The sequence below is a fragment of the Pseudomonas sp. genome (assembly GCF_050739935.1).
Lineage (GTDB): Bacteria > Pseudomonadota > Gammaproteobacteria > Pseudomonadales > Pseudomonadaceae > Aquipseudomonas.
In genome coordinates this window covers 1-18380 of sequence record NZ_JBOICF010000028.1, presented here as the reverse complement: position 1 = coordinate 18380, position 18380 = coordinate 1, and the positions used below count along the sequence as shown (strand labels likewise).

Genomic DNA, 18380 nt, shown 5'->3' with positions numbered 1-18380 from the left:
CCGACTCCCCACAGCACCACCGTAAACGCGATGATCGCGCCGAATGGTCGTTCAGAGCACCCGATGCGTTGGCGTACTCAACCTGTGGGAGCGAATTCATTCGCGATTGGCCAGTGCATCCGATGGATCTATCTCGGATGTAAAACCGTCTCGCGAAAGAATTCGCTCCCACAGGGGGCGTGTTCCAGCAATAGAAGGGTCAAACCGGTTCAATTGGTGTACTCAGGCCCCACCCCGACTCCCCACAGCACCACCGTAAACGCCATGATCGCCACCAACACCACCAGACCCACCGCCAGCACCGAGCTTGAGAACATGAAGCCCTCGTCCGGGTCGATGTTCATGAACACCGGCAGCCCCACATACAGCAGATAAACCGTGTAGCAGACCGCCGCCAGCCCCGCCATCATGCCCAGCCACATGTGCGGGTAAAGCGCTGCGAGGCCGCCGATGAACAATGGCGTCGCGGTGTAGGTGGCGAACGCCACACAGCGCGCCAGGCTTGGGCTGGCGTCGTAAGTGCGGGCCATCCAATGAATGAAACCGCCCATGACCCCAACTCCGGCGAGCATCGCGACGTACGACATGAGGGTCATCCAGATGGCGCTGTCGCCGGTCAACATGACCGGCGCGCGGTTGCCGATGACCCAGCCGATCTGGGTTGTACCGATATAGGCGGAAACGGCAGGGATCGCCGCCAGAATCAGGGTATGGGTGAGGTACATGTGACCGATGCTTTCTTCTTCCTCGCCACGTATCTGTTGCCATTCTTGATCGGGGTGCGTGAACAGCCCCAAAACGTGATGGATCATGCCCGTTACTCCTCATCATGGATGCCGTCGCACCTGGCCGCCTGATGCCGCCAGGGCAAGGCCACAATCTCGATCAAGGGAATGGCTGCGACCTCATTGGCAGTATAGGAAGCTGCGGAGCCTGAAAAACGGGGGCTTTAGAGCGATTGGCGCATTCAACGGTGCTGTTAATAGCGGGAGGTGATCAGCAACTGAATGTGTGACCCAGACCACCATGTAGGAGCCGGCTTGCTGGCGAACCCGGATGTCAGGCCACTGATTTGTCACTGATCCACAGCATTCGCCAGCAAGCCGGCTCCTACAATGGATCGCGTGTGCCGCTGAATTCCGACTCGTCGCAAAATCTCTGGGAGACGCCGTAAATTTGTACGGTCGGTGGCGGATGATTGGCCCGACACGCTGAGTCCGTTTGATCGCTGCCCGCGGCAAACCAGCCCTTGCCGTGGGGCGGCGTCTTCAGGACCAACAGGCATTACCAGTCTCAAGGTTTATGCGTAAAATACCGCCCCTTTCCTTAAGTCACAGCGAGCGGACTACAGCGCCATGGGCACCCTTTCAGTCAATCAGAACAAACTGCAGAAGCGTCTGCGTCGGCTTGCGGGCGAAGCGGTGGCCGATTTCAACATGATTGAAGAGGGCGACAAGGTCATGGTCTGCCTGTCCGGCGGCAAGGACAGCTACACCATGCTCGACGTACTGCTGCATTTGCAGAAGGTTGCGCCGATCAAGTTCGAGATCGTCGCCGTGAACATGGACCAGAAGCAACCCGGTTTCCCGGAGCACGTGCTGCCTGCGTATCTGCAAGAGTTGGGCGTCGAGTATCACATCGTCGAGAAAGACACCTACTCGGTGGTCAAAGAGCTGATTCCGGAGGGCAAGACCACGTGCTCGCTGTGCTCACGCCTGCGTCGCGGCACGCTGTACACCTTCGCCGACGAAATCGGCGCAACCAAGATGGCCCTCGGTCATCACCGCGATGACATCGTCGAGACTTTCTTCCTGAACATGTTCTTCAACGGCACGATCAAGGCAATGCCGCCGAAGCTGCGCGCGGATGATGGCCGCAACGTGGTCATCCGCCCGCTGGCGTATTGCGCTGAGAAGGACATCCAGGCCTATTCGGACATGAAGCAATTCCCGATCATCCCGTGCAACCTGTGCGGTTCGCAGGAAAACCTGCAGCGTCAGGTGGTCAAGGACATGCTTCAGGAATGGGACCGCAAGACCCCGGGCCGCTCGGAAATGATCTTCCGCAGTCTGCAAAATGTGGTGCCGTCGCAACTGGCGGATCGCAACCTGTTCGACTTCACCAACCTGCGCATCGACGAGACCGCTGCTTCGCGGTTTGTGAATGTGGTGAATCTGTAACTGACCGCCGGATTGCGTCGCACCGTTCTGTCGGCGGCGACGCTGAGCATCTGTGAGAGCGAATTCAGTCGCGATTGGCCGATACATCCGACAAACATGCGTGGCCTGGCCTATCGATTCGCGAATGAATTCGCTCCCACAGTGTTGATCGCCATCCTTCTGTAGCGTCTTACAACCCTACATCCGGCAACACCGGCTTGTTTGCCAACGCCGTTTTCATCAGCCCTTCGACATATTCGCGATCGCTGTCCGGCAAAGCCAGACGCGGTGGGCGGGTGAGGGCGCTGCCGCGCTGCATGATCGCTTCGCACAGCTTGATGCACTGCACCAGATCCGGACGCGCATCCAGGTGCAACAGCGGCATGAACCACTCATAAAGCGCCATTGCCTCGGCGAATCGGCCTGCCTTGGCCAGGCGGAACAGGGTTTCGCCCTCTTTCGGGAAGGCGTTGGACATGCCCGACACCCAGCCCACCGCACCCACTGCAACGCTCTCGACCAGCACATCATCCAGCCCGGCAAACAGCACGAAGCGGTCGCCGACTTCGTTGCGCACGTCGATGAAACGGTTGGTGTTACCCGACGAATCCTTGAAGCAGACAATGTTGTCGCAGTCGGCCAGGGAAATCAGGATGTCCGGGGTGACGTCGTTCTTGTAGATCGGTGGGTTGTTGTAAACCATCATCGGCAGGTCGGTGGCCGCTGCCACGGTACGGAAATGCGCGGCGGTTTCGAAGGGTTTGGAGGAGTACACCAGCGCTGGCATCAACATGATCCCGTCGGCCCCGGCTTTCTGTACGTCCTTCGCTACTGTACTGGCGTTGGCGCTGGTGAACTCGGCGATCCCGGAAATCACCGGCACGCGCCCGCCGGACGCATCCTTGGCGGCTTCCACCAGGCTGATTTTTTCCGACACGCTCAGCGACGTGTTCTCACCCACGGTGCCGCAGATCACCAGCCCGGAAACGCCATCGCGCACCAGATTGGCGATGACTTTGTGGGTCGCCTCGAGGTTGACGGAGAAGTCTTCGTTGAATTGAGTGGTGACAGCGGGGAAAACGCCGCTCCAGGATACGGAATTGCTCATGTGATACTCCTTTCGATGGAAGGTATTTCGTATACGTTTTAGTTTGGGCACGTTGCGCCCGGTTATTTTTACAGCCTGCTGATCTCTTTATCTCCACGCCAACCCGTTTGTAGGAGCCGGCCTGCTGGCGAACTCGTCGGTTCAAACACCGCAGTGCCGAATGACAGACCGCATTCGCCAGCAAGCGGCTCCTACAGGGCCATGTGTCCTCGCCAGCGATTAAAGCTTCAACCCAACCGGCCAGGTATCGGTCAACTTGTACCCCTGCGGCCACGGGTCGCTGGGGTCGAGCATGTGTTGATGAGTTCCGGTGATCCACGCCCGGCCCGACAGGCTCGGCACAATCGCCTTGCGCCCGGCAATCTCGGTTTCGCTCTGGATCTTGCAGTGAAACTCCGAGCCAATGATCGAGCGGCCAATAAACCGGTCGCCGACCTTTAATACGCCCTTGGCATGCAACACCGCCAGACGCGCCGAGCACCCTGTCCCGCAAGGCGAGCGATCGATCTTGCCGGGGCGGATTACCACCGCGTTGGCGGCATTGGCCACGCCGCCGTCGTAGTTCACCGGCGCGGCGATCTGGCAGAAGGAAATGTGATTCCAGTCCTTGTTGGTCGGGTGGTTGAAGCCCAACTGCTCGTTGGCCGCCTGGGTGATTTTCAGGCCGGTTTCCACCAGATCCTTAGCCTCATCGGCGGTCAGCGAGAAACCCAGCTTCACCGAATCGACGATGGCAAAACTGTCGCCGCCATAGGCCGTGTCGACCTGAATCGAGCCCAGCCCCGGCACTTCGATCCACACGTCCAGTTGATCGGCGAATGAAGGATGGTTGTGCACCTCGACGCTCTGCACCTTGCCATCACGGCATTGCGCGATGGCCTCGATCAGTCCGCCGGGCGCTTCCAGCACCAGGCGGGTTTCAGGCTCAGTCATCGGCAGAATTCCGCTGTCCAGCAGCACCGTCGCGACGCACAGCGAGTTGGAGCCGGACATCGGCGGCACATCTGCCGGTTCCATGATGATCCAGCCCATCTGCGCCTCGGGATGCTTGGGCGGCACAAGAAGGTTGACGTGTCGGAACACCCCGCCGCGCGGCTCGTTGAGCATGAAATTGCGCAGCACGTTGTCCTTCTCGATCCAGCGCGACTGCTCCCAGATCGTATCGCCCGGCGGCGGCGCAACCCCGCCGACGATCACATCGCCGACTTCACCTTCGGCGTGACAACTGACTACATGAATCACTTTCGATGAGCGCATGACGCGAAGCCCTCCTGTAATGAATCTGGTGAATCGAATCAACCGTGTAGGAGCCGGCTTGCTGGCGAATGCGTCAGGTCAGCCCCCACGACGCTGAATGACAGACCGCGTTCGCCAGCAAGCCGGCTCCTACAGTTTTGATCTCCATATAATCCGAACTCGATGGCGGTCTTGCGGACGTCACCGCCGGCAAGCTGTGCTGCTACAGATGTCTGCATGCGTTCAATTGATCGACCGCAAAAAATCCGCCGTCTCGGGACGCTGCGGGTTGCCGATGACCTGATCCGGCGTGCCAATCTCATGCACCAGGCCGTTACGGAAAAACGCCACGCGGTCGGACACATCGCGAGCGAAGCGGATTTCGTGGGTCACCAGGATCATGGTCATGCCGTCTTCGGCGAGCATGCGCATGGTGTCCAGCACCTCGCCCACCAGTTGCGGATCGAGGGCTGAAGTCGCCTCGTCGAACAGCATGTAGTCCGGCGACATCGCCAGCGCCCGGGCAATCGCCATGCGCTGCTGCTGACCACCCGACAGCTTGCCGGGGAACACCTTGAGCTTGTCGCCCAGGCCCACGTGGGTCAGTTGCCTGACCGCCAACGCTTCGGCTTCGGCCTTGCTTTTACCGAGCACGGTGCGCGGGGCGAGCATTACGTTTTCCAGCACGGTCAGGTGCGGGAAGGCGTTCCACTGCTGGAAGACGATGCCGATCTTCTGCCGCAGTTTATTGATGTCGGTGCTCTTGGCATGCACCTCGGTGCCGTCCACACGGATGCTGCCGCTCTTGATCGACTCCAGGCCGTTGATGCACATCAGCAGCGTCGATTTACCCGAACCCGAGCCGCCGATGATCGACACTACTTCGCCTTTCTGCACCTGCAGGCTCACGCCCTTGATGACTTCAAGCTCGCCGAATGATTTGTGTACGTTGTCGATTTCAATCATTTTCCTGCCACCTTGTTTCCAGTCGGGCACCCAGACGGGCGATCACCAGACTCATGACGTAGTAAATGAGGCCTGCGATGCACAGCACCAGCAGCGGTTCTTGGATACGGGTAACGATGGTCTGCGAGGCGCGCAGCAGTTCGACGATGCCGATCCACATCACCAGCGCGGTGTCTTTCATTACCGAGAGCAGCAGGTTGACCCAGCCTGGAAACGCCACGCGGGTGGCCATCGGCATGACGATCTGGCGCAGGTCCTGCCAGTAAGTCAGGCCCAGCGAGCGGCTGGCGCGGCGCAGGGTCAGCGGCACAGACAGCACACCGCTGCGAACGATCTCGGTGCAATACGCGGTGACGTACAGCCCCAGCACCACGCAGGCCACGGTGAAGGCGCTCCAGTTCAGCCCGGCGATGCTTTTCAGCGCGTTGAACAGCACGAACTGAATCAGCAACGGCACGCTGCGAAACACATCCAGCACCCAGGCCAGCGGAACAGTGCTGCGCGGCAAAAGGGCGCGGGCCATGCCGCAAATGACCCCGGCCAGGGTGCCAATGATCATCGAGATGATCGTCAGCAGGATCGTGACCCACGCGCCTTCGAGCATGAATTGCATGTCGTTCCAGCTGAAACTGCTATTGAACATGTTCACTCCTCAATACCGGAACAAACGCCAGGACAGCAGCCGCGCCACGGCCACGATCAGTTTGGCGATCAGGTAATAGAGCACCGCCGCGATGGCGAAGAACTCGAAGGTGCGGAAAGTCTTGACGTTGTAGTCCTGGGTCACGCCGGTCAGGTCGTTGTTCAGGCCGACGATCACACCCATGGAGGTCATCAGCACTGCCCAGACCATCTGGTTGGTCAGCGGATAGAAGACGATGCGCAGCAGCTGCGGAATGACGATCAGTCGATAGGCTTGCGGCGCGCTCATGCCCAGCGAGCGGGCGGCGCGCAGTTGGGTGTCTGGTACCGCCTTGAGGCCGCCACGAAAATTTTCCGCCAGATAACCCGCATTGTTAATGGTGATCCCGGCCAGCAACGCCGCCCACGAGCTGACGTGCAGCCCGAACGAGCCGAGGCCGAAGTAGAGGATGTACACCTGAAACAGCGACGGCGTATTGCGCGCGATGGAAATCCAGGTCGCCGCGAAGCCACGGAACAGGCGGTTTTTGCCTTGGCGCATGAACACCAGAAACAGCGCGATGATCACCCCGAGGATCATCGACAGGGCGGCGGTCTCGAAAGTCACCACGGCGCCGTTGAGCATGTCCGGTAATGCCTTGAACGCGGCTCGCCAGTGGAAGCTGTAATCAAACATGCGTAAGCGCCTCCGCTCGTTGCGCCGCCTGCAACCAGATCGGCAGACGCCCGCTGGCGAGCCCCGTACACGCGCTTTCGACGCATTCGGCAAGGCTGGCGAAATGCACTCGGCGACCCACCAGACCCGGCGCGTAATGCGCGTATTTGCCGGAGTTGGTCATCAGATTGCGCGCGCTCGGCGGGATCACCGGCTCGCCGAGCATGCACCAGCAGGTATCGGTGACGAACAGCACACCGAAATCTTCCAGCGTGGCGACGTATCCAGCCTGTTGCGCGCGCTCCAGGGTGGCGCGCCCACAGGTGATGACGATTGCCAGGTTGTCGCGTTTGCGCAGGCCCTGACAGAGGCGGGCGAGGGTGGCGCATTCGCTCAGGGAGAAGTGTGGATTGCCCAGGGTCACAGCGTCGACTTCAGGGCTTTGCGCACTGTTCAGTTCGCGCCAGCTGTGCAGCAGATCGAGGCCGTCGATGCTCAGGGTCTTGCCTGGCGGATGTCCGCCAAGGGCCAGTTCGGCGGTCGTGGCTTCGGGGGTCACACCGGCGATATGAAACATCGGCGCGGCGGAAGTTGTGGCGAAGGCGGCGCCGAAGGCTTTCAGGTCATCAAGGGTTGGCGCCTTGTGTTCCAGGCCGCAGACCACGGGAATATCGGCGCCGCACAGCAGACCGATGTGGTAGCCGAGCAGGGGATAGAAACTGTCGTCCAGCTTGCCAAGGTCCGGCACGTCGATACGCAAGGTCGCCAGCCGCTGTTGGGTCAAGTGGCAGCCGATCTTCGGCGCACGGCCGGTCAGGGCGATGCAGATGTCCAGATAATCGGGATATTTCAGGGTGCGCGCGCCGATCACACTGTTGGCGTAGACCACCGCGTTGGATTCGGCCCAGACGATCTGTTCGCCCAGCTCCGGCGCGCTATTCAGCAGATAAGGCGCGCAGGTGAAACTGACGCGCGCTCCCATGTCCAGATAAGCATCGCCCAACTGGCTGGATGGCTCGCCCAACGCGGGGTCGACGCCGAGTTCACGCCAGCGACGCTTGTCCACCGAAATCGAGTTGAGGGTGGTCGGTACGCGAACCTTGGCCTCCCAGTCCACCAACTGCCGAGCGAAACGCAGGCTGGCAGGGCCGGTATAAATGCAACCGTCGATGTGTGCCTGGGTGATGTCCAGCAGCTCGGTGGCACCTTGCAGTTCGGCCATGCGCAGAATGATGCCCATGGCCACTTGCGCGGCTTTGCCGTAGGTGCCGTCGAGAAAGCTCTGATCCATTTCGGTCAGGGTGATTGCGTGCCTGACGCGGCCGGAATGGTGCGGCGCATGCGCAGTGGGCAGGGCAGGTGGCGCGCTGTCGAACGCTGTAACGCGATCATCTTCGACGCGAAGGAATTTCACCTCGCGCAGGGCTGCGAAACCCGCTTCACCCAGGCTGATGACAGGAATCGAGTGACCGAACATCTGCTCGGCGACCAGCACGCCAAGGGTGAGGATGTCTTCGACCCGCTCGAACACCAGTGCCGCTGGCGCGTGGCCGTTGAGGATCAGTTCCAGCAGCACGCTGCTGCCGGTACACGAGCCGCGACCGCTGGGGATTGCCAGTACTTTGTCGGTGATGGTCTGGCCGCTGAGGGGGTGATGACGGTCGATCACCTCCCCGGTAAATGGCTCGACCCCGCCCCAGAAACTAAGGCCGATATCGGCGTACAGCAACTTGCCCTGCGCACTGCCTGCGACCAGACAGCGCCCGTTCAACGAAACTTCAGACATCGTGGGCTCCTACAGAAGGGTGGGCCACCGGTGATACTGCAGCGAACGATCAACCTGTGGGAGCGAATTCATTCGCGATTGGCCAGTACAGCCGATACAGAAATGTTGCCTGCACCATTTTTCGCGAATGAATTCGCTCCCACAGTTTCGACTCCCACAGGTCACCCAGCGGTCGCCAGACCGGCGTGAACCTGATGGGACGCGTCCCCAGACTTAGTAATAAACCCCCGGCACCGCCAGGTTCGCTGGTTTGATCTCATCACCCACCCACTTCTTCCACAGCTCCTCATAACGACCCGTGCGGACCTGCTGATTGACGAACAGGTTCAGATAATGAATCAGGCCGTACTCATTACGTTTCGCGGCCAATGACACGTAATCGATGACGTACGGCGCGTTGCCTGCGACTTTCAGGCCCTTGTATTTGCCGGACTTGAGGGTTGCGGCGGCCACGGTGTTGGTGACCACGGTCGCATCGATATGACCCTGGGCGACGGCGAGGATGGTGTCGTTCTGCGTCTGGTAGGCGCGGAAGCTGCCGGTGCCCCAGGCTTTCTGGTCTTTTTCCAGGGCGATGGCTTCATAGGTGCCGCTGGTGTTGCCGACGTTCTTGCCCTTGAGGTCGTCGTATTTGGTGATGCCGGTGTTGTCGCGGGTCAGCACCACCATCTGGAAGGCGAAATACGGGATGGTCATGCCCACGGTCTTGGCGCGCTCCAGGGTGTCGGAAGTGGAAGCCACGATCACGTCGGCACGCCCTGACACCAATGCAGGAATACGGTCAGGGAACGGCGTCTCCACCACTTCAGCCGTTACACCCAGCACCTTCGCCAGGTCGTTGCAGTAATCGACGTCAAATCCGACCGGATTGTTCTTATCGTCTCGAGAGCCCATGGGCGGGAAATCCAGGGTGACCGCGCAGCGCAGTTTGCCGGAGTCGATGATGTCATCGAGCTTGTCGGCAAAAGCCGCGTTGATGAAAGAGGAACTCATTACGGCGAGGAGGGCTACTGCAACAGCATGCTTTTTCATAGGAGCCTCGAGGATGCAAGTAATGGAATGGTCGGATAAATAATTTCGTATACGATATTTTCTATGCACGCTGCGTGCCCGTTTCGGCACTTTTAGCTGCGGGGCTTTGGATCGGCGGGTTGTGCGATTCATTGGGATTTTGAGTAGGACGATGGTGTTACATAAAGGAGCAAAAATGCGTGGAGTGCTTCATAGATGCACGTTCCAAAGCAGGCGACTCGGCTTGCATGGTTAGCGCAGGTCTGTAGGCGCCGGCTTGCTGGCGAAGGTCGATGGGTCGACTGACTTACCGTCTTCGCCAGCAAGCGGCTCCTACGCCCTCCGGCCAGACTCAAAAGCCATTCTGTGAACCCCGATACTCACTCGGCGACACCCCGGTCAACGCCCGGAATTGCCGACTGAACGCGCTGTGATCGGTATACCCACAACGTAGCGCCACTTCAGTGATCGACAGATCCTCCCGCAGCAACCGCGACGCCTCCCCCAGCCGCGCCTTGTGAATCATTTGCCGTGGCGTCAGCTGGAAAATGCGCTTGCAGTGGCGCTCGAGCTGAGCGATGGACAGCCCGGCGATGGCCGTCAATTCTTTCAGGGTGATGGGGCGGGAAAAGTGTTCGCGGATGTAGGCATCGACCTCGGCCAGCTTCTGATAGGCCGGATGCGATTGCAGGATTTGCAGATCACGCGAGATGCCCGCCAGGCCGATGATCGCGCCGTGGCAATCGCGCAGCGAAATCTTGTGGGTCAGGCACCAGATCGGCTGATTGCCGTAATAAAGGTGCAACTCCAGTTGATCGCTGAGCCGCCTGCCATCGGCTAGTACCCGACGATCCTGTGCGGTGTACAACGGGCCGAAGCGGGCGGGAAAGACATCCTCGGCGGTGCGCCCCACCAGCTGATTTTTATTCTTGAAGCCGCAGCGCTGCACCAGCGTCTGATTGACCAGCGCGTAACGGGCCTGAGTATCCTTGACGAAAAACACCACGCCGGGAATGGCGTCCAGCAACGGCGCAACCAGCTCAAGGCTGGCGAGCAGTTGATCGAGGTCGCGCAGGGGCGTGGCGGGGATCAGGTCAATCATGTTCACAAGCAGGACGGCCGGGGCTGAAGGACTGCACCGATCATGCGGTATTTCGACATTTGATAGAAAGCTGTTCTGTGGCGCGACGAATATTCCGAGGTTGAAGGAGGGCCACTGTGGGAGCGAATTCATTCGCGATGAGGCCGGTACATCCGAAACATTTCTGTCGTCTGTACCTATGTCTCGCGAATGAATTCGCTCCCACAGTTGGAACTGCGTTGCCAGCCGACGACGTCAGGCGCTGTCGCACGCCTCGTCCAGACACGCAAGCGTCGCGATTCGCGCAGGGCTGAACGGTGGGCGCGGTTGTGGCGGATCCCAGCCGAACAGCGTTTGCGCGGCGGTTGCGCAAACCCGCCCCTGACACGCGCCCATACCGCAGCGGGTGTTGAGTTTGGCGGCGGTCCAGCTGCTGTGACTGGCGAGATCCGAGTACGCCACGTCTTCGCAACGGCAGACCAGCGTGTCCGGTTTCGCCAACTGTTTCAGCGCAGGATCAAGGGTGAAGGCCCGGTTCAGACGATCAGCAAACGCTTGCCAACGTTTGCGCTCAGGCCAACATTCACGGGCCTGATCCCGCTGCCCGGCGGCCACCAGCCCGGCAATCCTGCCCTCGACCAGCGCCAGCTCGCTGCCACCAAAACCGGTGCATTCGCCCGCCGCGTAATGATCGGCAAGGCTGCTGGCCTGCCATTGATCAACGGCGATTGCCCGATTCTCGATGCGGCAACCCAGGGCCGTGGCGATCTCCACATTCGGCACCAGACCGAAGCCGCAGGCCAGACCATCGCAGGCGATTTCTTCCACGCGCTTGCCGATCCGCATCTGTACCGCTTCCAGCCGATCCGCTCCCACAGCGCAGAGCACATGGGCCGATGTGCGATACGCGCCGCTGGCCAGCGCCATGGCCTGAATCATCTTGTTCGGCCACCGCCACAACCCGGCAGCGAAACCGCCAACCGAGCCCAACGACGCCTGCTCGGCAATACGCACCACCTCAGCACAGTTCTTCATGGCAGTGGCTGCCGCCGCCAGCAACAAAGGTCCACTGCCCGCGATCACGATGCGTTGTCCCGCCACCGGCAAGCCACCTTTGATCAACGCCTGCAGCGCGCCTGCGCCGGTGACGCCGGGCAAGGTCCAGCCGGGGAAGGGCAGCAGCAGTTCCCGCGCACCGGTGCACAGAATGAGTTTGTCGTAAGCCAACACCCAACCGTCTTCGGCGTTCTCCAGCAACAGGCGTTTGGGCCCCGCGAAGGCCACCACCTTGCTCGTGCTGTGCAGTTGAATATTGCCGTGATGCTGAAGCTGAGCGCGCATTTCACTGGCGAGCACAGGCAGTTGCGCCCGCGGGCCGTCGCGCCAGATTTGCCCGCCCGGCAGTGGGTTGTCGTCAAGTAGTGCGATGCTGATTCCGCTGGGGGCCGCGGCCAGGGCGGCGGCCATTCCGGCAGGGCCGGCGCCGATGATCAACAGGTCGACATGCTGGGTCATGGCCGCGTCTCCACCTGCATGCCGTCGCGACAGAGCGTCTGGCAGGCCAGTCGGCGCCGGCCGTCGATGTTCACCCGACATTCCTGACAAATACCCATTCCGCACAATGGCGCCCGGCGTTGACCGCTGACCGACGTGCGGCTGCAACGATCGCCGCTGGACATCAACGCGGCGGCGACTGTAGTGCCTTGGGCGAAGCGAAAGGGCTGACCATCGATGCTCAGTTCAGGCATGGGCGCAGGCTCCGATAAAACGTTGCGGCAGGTAGGCGTTCAATTGCGGGTGCAACGCTGCGGGCGGCGGGGTGCGCAACAGTTGCGAAGCCAAAAGCTTCGCGGTGCCGGTTGCCGTGGTCACGCCCAGACCCTCATGCCCGACCGCCAGCCACAGGCCGGGTTGGCTTGGATGCTCGCCGATCAGCGGCTGGCCGTCGGGGCTTGCAGAGCGAAAGCCAGTCCAGCTGCGGATGCCGTTCATGTCGCCCAGATCGGGCAGAAACTCCATCGCCCTGCGCAGCATCCGCCCCAGCATGATCGCATCGATGGCCGGGTCGTGATTATCGAACTGCCGCGACGAGCCGATGAACAATTGCCCGGTCGGACGTTGTTGCACGTTGAACGCCACCGACGGGCCATTGCCTTTGTGGGCGCTGGTGACATAGCCCAGCTCGACCAGCGTATGGGCGATCTGCGCCGGGTAGCGATCGGTAATCAGCAAATGGCCTTTCTTGGCTTGCAGCGGCAGGTCCGCACACAGCTCCGGCGCATAGGTGCCGTTGGCGAGCACCACAGCCGTGGCCTTCAACCATTCGCCACTGGCCAGTCGTACCCGATTGCCCTGGACTTCAACCACCTGCGCCTGCTGCTGGCGCACGCGCTTGGGCCGGCGCTGCAACAACCAACGCGCCGCATTGGGCGCATAGAGAATGCCGTCGCCGCTGACCTTCAGTGCGCCGAAAAGGCCCGGACGCAACGAGGGTTCGGCATTCGTCAGCGTCTGGCCGGTCATCAGTTCGCAGCCAAGCCCGAACTCGCGCAACGCCGAATGCTTGCGCTCGGCTTCGGCCATTTCTTCTGCGTTGCAGGCCAGCCAGAGGGTGCCGTTATTGCGCATGGCGCAGTTGTCGGGCATCTGCGGTGCCAGTTCGCGCCATAACCGTACCGAATATTCGCCCAGCGCCAGCTCGGCCGGGCTGTGGTCCAGCACCACCAGATGCCCCATCCCGGCAGCGGTGGCCGCTGGACGTTGGCAATCGAGCACCAGAACATCAAGGCTGTGGCTGGCGAGCTCATCCGCGCAGGCCGCGCCGATGATCCCGCCGCCGACAATGATCACATCGGCCGCATGGCCCTGGATCAAGAACGGATACCCCAGGCGAACGGGTCTTCATCGTCCAGCAGCAGGGTGGCTTCGGCGCTGATGTAGGCGCGCCCGCGGATGGTCGGCACGATGCGGTCGCCCATCTGCCGTTCGCCGTGCTGCCATTGAAAACTGCCTTCGAATTGACTGCCGATGACGCTGGCCTGGTTCCAGATAGCGCCGGGTTCGAGTTTGCCGTCGGCCGCCAGGCACGCCAGTTTGGCGCTGGTGCCGGTGCCGCACGGGGAGCGGTCGTAGGCTTTGCCCGGGCACAGTACGAAGTTGCGGCTGTCGGCCTGATCGTCGTCGGCGAACAGTTCGATGTGATCGATGATGCCGCCGTCTTCCCCGCGAACCCCCTGGCTTTCCAGTGCCTGGCGTACCTTCCAGGTGTAATCGGTTAGGGCATCGAGGTTGTCACCGGTGACGCTCAGACCATGATCGGCGATCAGAAAGAACCAGTTGCCGCCCCAGGCGATATCGCCGGTCACGTTGCCGAGGCCCGGCACATCGACGATGAAGTTCTTGCGGTAGCGATAGGACGGCACGTTGTTGACGCTTACCGAACGGTCCTCGTGCAACGTCGCCTGGACAGTACCCACCGGGGTTTCGATGCGATGCACGCCGGGGCCGATCTTGCCCAAGTGCGCCAGCGACACGACGAGACCGATGGTGCCGTGGCCGCACATGCCCAGATAACCGGTGTTGTTGAAAAAGATCACCCCGGCGCAGGCCCCCGGATCCTCGGGCTGGCACAGCAGCGCGCCCACCAGCACATCGCTGCCTCGGGGTTCGAGTACCGTCGCCGCACGCCAGTCATCGAATTCATCGGCCAGCAACTGGCGACGTTCCGCCATGCTGCCGTTGCCGAGGTCGGGAAACCCGTCGAGCACCAATCGCGTGGGTTCGCCGCCGGTGTGGGAATCGAGGATCTGGATGCGCTTCATGTGTTCACCCCAAAGCTGTAGGAGACTGCCGGTGTTTTTGGATTTCGCGATCACGTGGCCAATGAGAATCGCTGTGCAAGCGAATTCATTCACGATAGGTCAGTACAGTCGATACACCTTCATTGTCTGTAACGGCCTATCGCGAATGAATTCGCTCCCACAGATCTCCCCTCAGAGGATTTCTAGGCATCAGAGTGGCCGCAATACGAAGTAGGGTCTTGACCGATTTCATCTTCGCAAATGACGAAATCGGCACAGTCACGGGGGATCAGATTTCGCTGATGGCCGCGTTGGGCAGGTGCGCGTAGAGCGCGCGGCAGACGCCGATGATGTGGTGTTCGATCAGTTCGGCGGCTTTTTCCACGTCACGATCGGCACAGGCTTTGAGGATTTCGCGGTGTTCCTGATCTGCACGTTCCTTACCTTCTTCGAAGCTCATCTGCACCCGCAGATAACGTTCGACCTTGTCATGAATCGACCGAATCATGTTCAGCAGAAAGGGCCTCTGCGCCGCTTCATAAAGGCAGGTGTGGAAGGCCCAGTTCAGCTCGGCCCAGCGCCCGATATCATCATCGCCGATGAACTCATCGCAGATGGCACTGGCCTGATCGATCTGCGCCTGGGTCAAGCGTGGTACGGCCAGACGAATCGCCTGTACCTCCAGCAGCACCCGCACCTCGAAGATCTGCGCCAGTTCCGGCTCGGAAATCCGCGTCACCACCGCGCCCTTGTTGCGCTGGAATTGCACCAGACCTTCGGCTTCGAGCCGTTTCAGCGCTTCCCTGACCGGGATTTTGCTGACATTGAAGACGCGGGCGATGTCGTCCTGCCGAATCGGCTCGTCCTCGGCGAACTGGCCGGAAATGATCGACTCGCGCAGGTATTTGGCAATGACCTCGGACGCGGAGGGCGCGACGCCGAGGTTGGGGGCGTCAGGGAGATGGAAAGGCACGCGAGCGACTCAGGCAATGGGAGATTGGCGAATATTGTATACGACCTCCGATTTGTTACACCTGATGTCGCACATGGGGCGTAAAAAAAAAGATCAGTGGTTGACCGTGAACGACAGCATCATCGACAGCTGGCATAACGGGCGGCCGCTTTCGGCGTGCCATTGATTGAACGCGGCCTGTACCGCCGCCTGATCGCGTTGGCTGCTGGGCACCTTGTCGACGATGTTCTGGGCGTTGAGCGCGGCCACCACGTCATAGCTCGGGATGAACGTGTCCTTGCCCACCATGCGCAGGAAACGTGGCGCCGACAGCCCGCCCATCTGATTGCCGTGTTTGAACAGATAGCGCCACAGACCGACGATATCGGTCACCGGCCAGTCGGCGATGAAGTTGCCGAAGCTGCCGTGTTCATGGGCAATGTCGAGGATCAGCTGGGCATTGCGCGGCACACTCTTGAGCTTGCCGAGATGGCGAATGATCCGCGCGTCCTGCATCAACCGCTCCAGATGATCAGCGCCCATCAGTACGACCTTTTCCGGATCGAACCCGAAGAACACCTGCTCGAAGGCCGGCCATTTGGCGTCCACCAGGCTGTGCTTCAGACCCGCGCGAAACACCCGCAGGGCCATGGTCGACAAGTAACGGTCGTCGCTGAGGGCCTTGAGTTTTTTCGGCGTTGCGGGGGTCGGTAAATGCGCTTCGAGTGCGGCGGCGGAGCCAAAGCGGTTGAGGCAGTATTCATTGAGCCATTTGTAGTCTTGCATGCCCTCTCCAAAAAAATGAGCGTTGTTGCGCACGGACGCAGTTCCTGTAGCCGCACGGCATGCTTGGGCCTTGCTGCTCGAGGATCGGTGTCGGATCTGTGATTGCAGTGTCAGCAGGCGCCTTCACCCGCGATTTTGCGGTCGTATTGAAACCGCCAGCGCGCGTACAGCAGCGCGCTGATGAACACCGCCAGACTCGCCAGCATCTCCAGCACGCCGAACACCATACGGCTGGGGTCGTACGCCGCGAGTGCGCCTTTGATGAAATACAGATTCACCACGAAACAGGTCCATGAATGGCCGCGCGCGCTGCCGATGAGCATCCCCGGTGAGAGCACCAGCAGCGGCACCAGTTCAATCGAAAGAATCACCCAGGGTCGCGCGCCATGCAGATCGGCGAAGCCCAGATAATAAATGCACAGCAACGCGATCAGCCCGAAAAAGCACAGCAAGGCGGCGATCCGGCCCCAGCGGACACGAGGTGCCAGCCATTCCAGAGCAGGCAGCGCCTTGGGCATTCTAGCCACGCGATGGGTCCAGCAGCAGGGCGGTCTTCGCCAGGCGCTGGCCCAGTGCGCGACACAGCGTGGTCTCGTGTTGATCAAGAGGGCGCTTGCCATCGGCCCCGGCGTGGTGACTGGCGCCATAAGGCGTGCCGCCGCCGCTGGTCTCAATCAGTGCCGCTTCGCTGTAAGGCAAACCCGTGACCAGCATGCCGTGGTGCAGCAAGGGCAGCAGCATCGACATTAGCGTGGTTTCCTGTCCGCCATGCAGGCTGGCGGTGGAAGTGAACACGCTCGCAGGCTTGCCGACCAGCGCGCCGGTCAGCCAGAGATTGCTGGTGCCGTCGAGGAAATATTTGAGTGGCGCGGCCATGTTGCCGAAGCGCGTCGGACTGCCCAGCGCCAACCCCGCGCAGTTCTTCAGATCGTCAAGGGTGGCGTATAGCGCGCCGGTCTCCGGAATGCTCGGCGCCACCGCTTCGCATTCGGCGGAGATCGCAGGAACCGTGCGCAGGCGTGCCTCCATGCCGCCCATTTCGATGCCGCGGGCGATCTGCCGAGCCATTTCACCGGTCGAGCCATTACGGCTGTAGTACAGAACCAGAATGTAGGGCGCGCTCAAGGCAGGATCTCCAGAATTTTCTCTGGCGGGCGACCGATCACAGCCTTGTCGCCCACGATCAGGATCGGTCGCTCGATCAGTTTCGGGTGTGCGGCCATGGCGGCGATCAATTGCTCGTCGCTGAGGCTGGTGTCGGCCAGGTTCAGGGTCTTGTAGTCATCTTCACCGCTGCGCAGCAGGTTGCGCGCACCGATGCCGAGCTTGCTGAGCAAGTCCTGCAATTGCGCGGCATCCGGCGGGGTTTCCAGATAGCGGACGATGGTCGGGGTCAGGCCGCGTTCTTCGAGCAATTCCAGCGCGCCACGTGACTTGGAGCAGCGCGGGTTGTGATAAAGCGTCAGATCGGTCATTTGCGGGTCGCATCTTTCGTGAGGTGGCGGGTATTCTACAGCCGTGACGGCAAAGGCCAATGTCGGTTTTATATGAAAGGAAAAAGCATCATGGCAAGGCGTCTGGCAGCAGCGGTAGCACTTATCGGGAGTGTGTTGCTCAGCGGGTGCGGGGTCGATCTGGGGACTGACCAGAACGGTCAGAAGATCGCCAGCGACCGGATCGACAATCATTGGCTGGTGGTCAACTACTGGGCCGAATGGTGTGGCCCGTGCCGTACGGAAATTCCGGAATTGAACAAATTGTCCGAGCAAATGAGTGGGCAGAACGTCAGCGTGTTCGGGGTCAACTTCGACAATTTGCAGGGTGAGGATCTGAAAACCGCCAGCAATGCTCTGGGCATCAAGTTCACCGTGCTGGCCCAAGACCCGGCCGATCAATACGATTTGCCAAAGAGCGAAGCCTTGCCGGTGACCTACATCATTGACGACAAGGGCAAGGTACGCGAACAGTTGATGGGCGAGCAGACCGCAGCCGGTGTGGCGCAGAAGTTGGCGGAGTTGAAGGGGAAGGGGTAGTGGGCTGTCTTTAAATGTTTCGTCGCGAGTAATCTCGCTCTCACGGCGATTGCGTTTGAACTGTAGGGGCCGGCTTGTTGGCGAACGGCGGTGTGTCATCCAGTATCGATGTGTCTGATCCACCGGGTTCGCCAGCAAGCCGGCTCCTACAGTCGTATGGCGGAA

The 18380-nt window shown here is 60.7% G+C and carries 20 protein-coding genes; 2 read left to right on the top strand and 18 right to left on the bottom strand.

Going from position 1 to position 18380, the window contains the following annotated elements:
* Positions 1 to 209: 209 nt before the first annotated feature.
* Positions 210 to 812 (bottom strand): Yip1 family protein, encoded by a 603-nt coding sequence (locus ACRER8_RS04680; RefSeq protein ID WP_431745189.1) that lies wholly within the window; start codon positions 810 to 812, stop codon positions 210 to 212.
* A 543-nt stretch (positions 813 to 1355) separates the two neighbouring features.
* Between ACRER8_RS04680 and ttcA the strand changes: the two genes are divergently transcribed.
* Positions 1356 to 2180, top strand: a complete 825-nt coding sequence (gene ttcA, locus ACRER8_RS04675) for a tRNA 2-thiocytidine(32) synthetase TtcA (RefSeq protein ID WP_431745188.1) — start codon at positions 1356 to 1358, stop codon at positions 2178 to 2180.
* Positions 2181 to 2349: 169 nt separating this feature from the next.
* Here the strand turns inward: ttcA and ACRER8_RS04670 are convergent, their stop codons facing one another.
* The 17 genes from ACRER8_RS04670 to arsC form a co-directional block, all read right to left on the bottom strand.
* Positions 2350 to 3267 (bottom strand): dihydrodipicolinate synthase family protein, encoded by a 918-nt coding sequence (locus ACRER8_RS04670; protein ID WP_431745187.1) that lies wholly within the window; start codon positions 3265 to 3267, stop codon positions 2350 to 2352.
* A 219-nt stretch (positions 3268 to 3486) separates the two neighbouring features.
* Complete coding sequence (locus ACRER8_RS04665; protein ID WP_431745186.1) at positions 3487 to 4524, bottom strand: trans-3-hydroxy-L-proline dehydratase; 1038 nt, start codon at positions 4522 to 4524, stop codon at positions 3487 to 3489.
* Positions 4525 to 4746: 222 nt separating this feature from the next.
* Positions 4747 to 5469, bottom strand: coding sequence for an amino acid ABC transporter ATP-binding protein (locus ACRER8_RS04660; RefSeq protein ID WP_431745185.1), 723 nt, complete (start codon positions 5467 to 5469; stop codon positions 4747 to 4749).
* A complete protein-coding gene (locus tag ACRER8_RS04655; protein WP_431745184.1) occupies positions 5462 to 6112 on the bottom strand; it encodes an amino acid ABC transporter permease in 651 nt (216 codons plus the stop codon). The genes ACRER8_RS04660 and ACRER8_RS04655 overlap by 8 nt, the downstream gene beginning before the upstream one ends.
* Before the next feature lie 9 nt (positions 6113 to 6121).
* Entirely contained in the window at positions 6122 to 6787 is a 666-nt protein-coding gene (locus ACRER8_RS04650; protein WP_431745183.1) for an amino acid ABC transporter permease, read from the bottom strand.
* A complete protein-coding gene (locus ACRER8_RS04645) occupies positions 6780 to 8552 on the bottom strand; it encodes an aconitase X (protein WP_431745182.1) in 1773 nt (590 codons plus the stop codon). Before ACRER8_RS04645 ends, ACRER8_RS04650 begins: the two co-directional genes overlap by 8 nt.
* Positions 8553 to 8765: 213 nt before the next feature.
* The gene (locus ACRER8_RS04640; protein ID WP_431745181.1) at positions 8766 to 9584 is read right to left on the bottom strand and encodes a transporter substrate-binding domain-containing protein; all 819 of its coding nucleotides are present in this window, start codon (positions 9582 to 9584) and stop codon (positions 8766 to 8768) included.
* A 331-nt stretch (positions 9585 to 9915) separates the two neighbouring features.
* On the bottom strand, positions 9916 to 10665 hold the full coding sequence (locus ACRER8_RS04635) for a helix-turn-helix domain-containing protein (RefSeq protein ID WP_431745180.1): 750 nt from the start codon (positions 10663 to 10665) through the stop codon (positions 9916 to 9918).
* A 234-nt stretch (positions 10666 to 10899) separates the two neighbouring features.
* A complete protein-coding gene (locus ACRER8_RS04630; RefSeq protein WP_431745179.1) occupies positions 10900 to 12159 on the bottom strand; it encodes an FAD-dependent oxidoreductase in 1260 nt (419 codons plus the stop codon).
* Positions 12156 to 12392 (bottom strand): (2Fe-2S)-binding protein, encoded by a 237-nt coding sequence (locus ACRER8_RS04625; RefSeq protein WP_431745178.1) that lies wholly within the window; start codon positions 12390 to 12392, stop codon positions 12156 to 12158. Before ACRER8_RS04625 ends, ACRER8_RS04630 begins: the two co-directional genes overlap by 4 nt.
* Positions 12385 to 13518 carry an NAD(P)/FAD-dependent oxidoreductase gene (locus tag ACRER8_RS04620; protein WP_431745177.1) on the bottom strand — a complete coding sequence of 378 codons (1134 nt, stop codon included), beginning with the start codon at positions 13516 to 13518 and terminating at the stop codon, positions 12385 to 12387. Before ACRER8_RS04620 ends, ACRER8_RS04625 begins: the two co-directional genes overlap by 8 nt.
* Positions 13515 to 14465: a 4-hydroxyproline epimerase gene (locus ACRER8_RS04615; RefSeq protein ID WP_431745176.1), complete on the bottom strand. Its 951-nt coding sequence runs from the start codon at positions 14463 to 14465 to the stop codon at positions 13515 to 13517. The genes ACRER8_RS04620 and ACRER8_RS04615 overlap by 4 nt, the downstream gene beginning before the upstream one ends.
* A gap of 268 nt (positions 14466 to 14733) precedes the next feature.
* Positions 14734 to 15417: a GntR family transcriptional regulator gene (locus ACRER8_RS04610; protein ID WP_431745175.1), complete on the bottom strand. Its 684-nt coding sequence runs from the start codon at positions 15415 to 15417 to the stop codon at positions 14734 to 14736.
* 93 nt (positions 15418 to 15510) lie between these two features.
* Positions 15511 to 16182, bottom strand: coding sequence for a DNA-3-methyladenine glycosylase I (locus tag ACRER8_RS04605; protein WP_431745174.1), 672 nt, complete (start codon positions 16180 to 16182; stop codon positions 15511 to 15513).
* Positions 16183 to 16292: 110 nt separating this feature from the next.
* On the bottom strand, positions 16293 to 16709 hold the full coding sequence (locus tag ACRER8_RS04600; protein ID WP_431745173.1) for a DUF2069 domain-containing protein: 417 nt from the start codon (positions 16707 to 16709) through the stop codon (positions 16293 to 16295).
* The gene (wrbA, locus tag ACRER8_RS04595) at positions 16702 to 17307 is read right to left on the bottom strand and encodes an NAD(P)H:quinone oxidoreductase (protein ID WP_431745172.1); all 606 of its coding nucleotides are present in this window, start codon (positions 17305 to 17307) and stop codon (positions 16702 to 16704) included. Before wrbA ends, ACRER8_RS04600 begins: the two co-directional genes overlap by 8 nt.
* The gene (gene arsC, locus ACRER8_RS04590; protein ID WP_431745171.1) at positions 17304 to 17657 is read right to left on the bottom strand and encodes an arsenate reductase (glutaredoxin); all 354 of its coding nucleotides are present in this window, start codon (positions 17655 to 17657) and stop codon (positions 17304 to 17306) included. The genes wrbA and arsC overlap by 4 nt, the downstream gene beginning before the upstream one ends.
* Before the next feature lie 90 nt (positions 17658 to 17747).
* Here arsC and ACRER8_RS04585 point away from each other — a divergent pair, with 90 nt between their 5' ends.
* The gene (locus ACRER8_RS04585) at positions 17748 to 18215 is read left to right on the top strand and encodes a TlpA family protein disulfide reductase (RefSeq protein WP_431745170.1); all 468 of its coding nucleotides are present in this window, start codon (positions 17748 to 17750) and stop codon (positions 18213 to 18215) included.
* The last annotated feature ends 165 nt before the right edge of the window (positions 18216 to 18380 follow it).

Coding starts and splice junctions, on each gene's coding strand:
- ACRER8_RS04680 (WP_431745189.1), bottom strand. CDS start 812: ATGATCCATCACGTTTTGGGGCTGTTCACGCACCCCGATCAAGAATGG.
- ttcA (WP_431745188.1), top strand. CDS start 1,356: ATGGGCACCCTTTCAGTCAATCAGAACAAACTGCAGAAGCGTCTGCGT.
- ACRER8_RS04670 (WP_431745187.1), bottom strand. CDS start 3,267: ATGAGCAATTCCGTATCCTGGAGCGGCGTTTTCCCCGCTGTCACCACT.
- ACRER8_RS04665 (WP_431745186.1), bottom strand. CDS start 4,524: ATGCGCTCATCGAAAGTGATTCATGTAGTCAGTTGTCACGCCGAAGGT.
- ACRER8_RS04660 (WP_431745185.1), bottom strand. CDS start 5,469: ATGATTGAAATCGACAACGTACACAAATCATTCGGCGAGCTTGAAGTC.
- ACRER8_RS04655 (WP_431745184.1), bottom strand. CDS start 6,112: ATGTTCAATAGCAGTTTCAGCTGGAACGACATGCAATTCATGCTCGAA.
- ACRER8_RS04650 (WP_431745183.1), bottom strand. CDS start 6,787: ATGTTTGATTACAGCTTCCACTGGCGAGCCGCGTTCAAGGCATTACCG.
- ACRER8_RS04645 (WP_431745182.1), bottom strand. CDS start 8,552: ATGTCTGAAGTTTCGTTGAACGGGCGCTGTCTGGTCGCAGGCAGTGCG.
- ACRER8_RS04640 (WP_431745181.1), bottom strand. CDS start 9,584: ATGAAAAAGCATGCTGTTGCAGTAGCCCTCCTCGCCGTAATGAGTTCC.
- ACRER8_RS04635 (WP_431745180.1), bottom strand. CDS start 10,665: ATGATTGACCTGATCCCCGCCACGCCCCTGCGCGACCTCGATCAACTG.
- ACRER8_RS04630 (WP_431745179.1), bottom strand. CDS start 12,159: ATGACCCAGCATGTCGACCTGTTGATCATCGGCGCCGGCCCTGCCGGA.
- ACRER8_RS04625 (WP_431745178.1), bottom strand. CDS start 12,392: ATGCCTGAACTGAGCATCGATGGTCAGCCCTTTCGCTTCGCCCAAGGC.
- ACRER8_RS04615 (WP_431745176.1), bottom strand. CDS start 14,465: ATGAAGCGCATCCAGATCCTCGATTCCCACACCGGCGGCGAACCCACG.
- ACRER8_RS04605 (WP_431745174.1), bottom strand. CDS start 16,182: ATGCAAGACTACAAATGGCTCAATGAATACTGCCTCAACCGCTTTGGC.
- arsC (WP_431745171.1), bottom strand. CDS start 17,657: ATGACCGATCTGACGCTTTATCACAACCCGCGCTGCTCCAAGTCACGT.
- ACRER8_RS04585 (WP_431745170.1), top strand. CDS start 17,748: ATGGCAAGGCGTCTGGCAGCAGCGGTAGCACTTATCGGGAGTGTGTTG.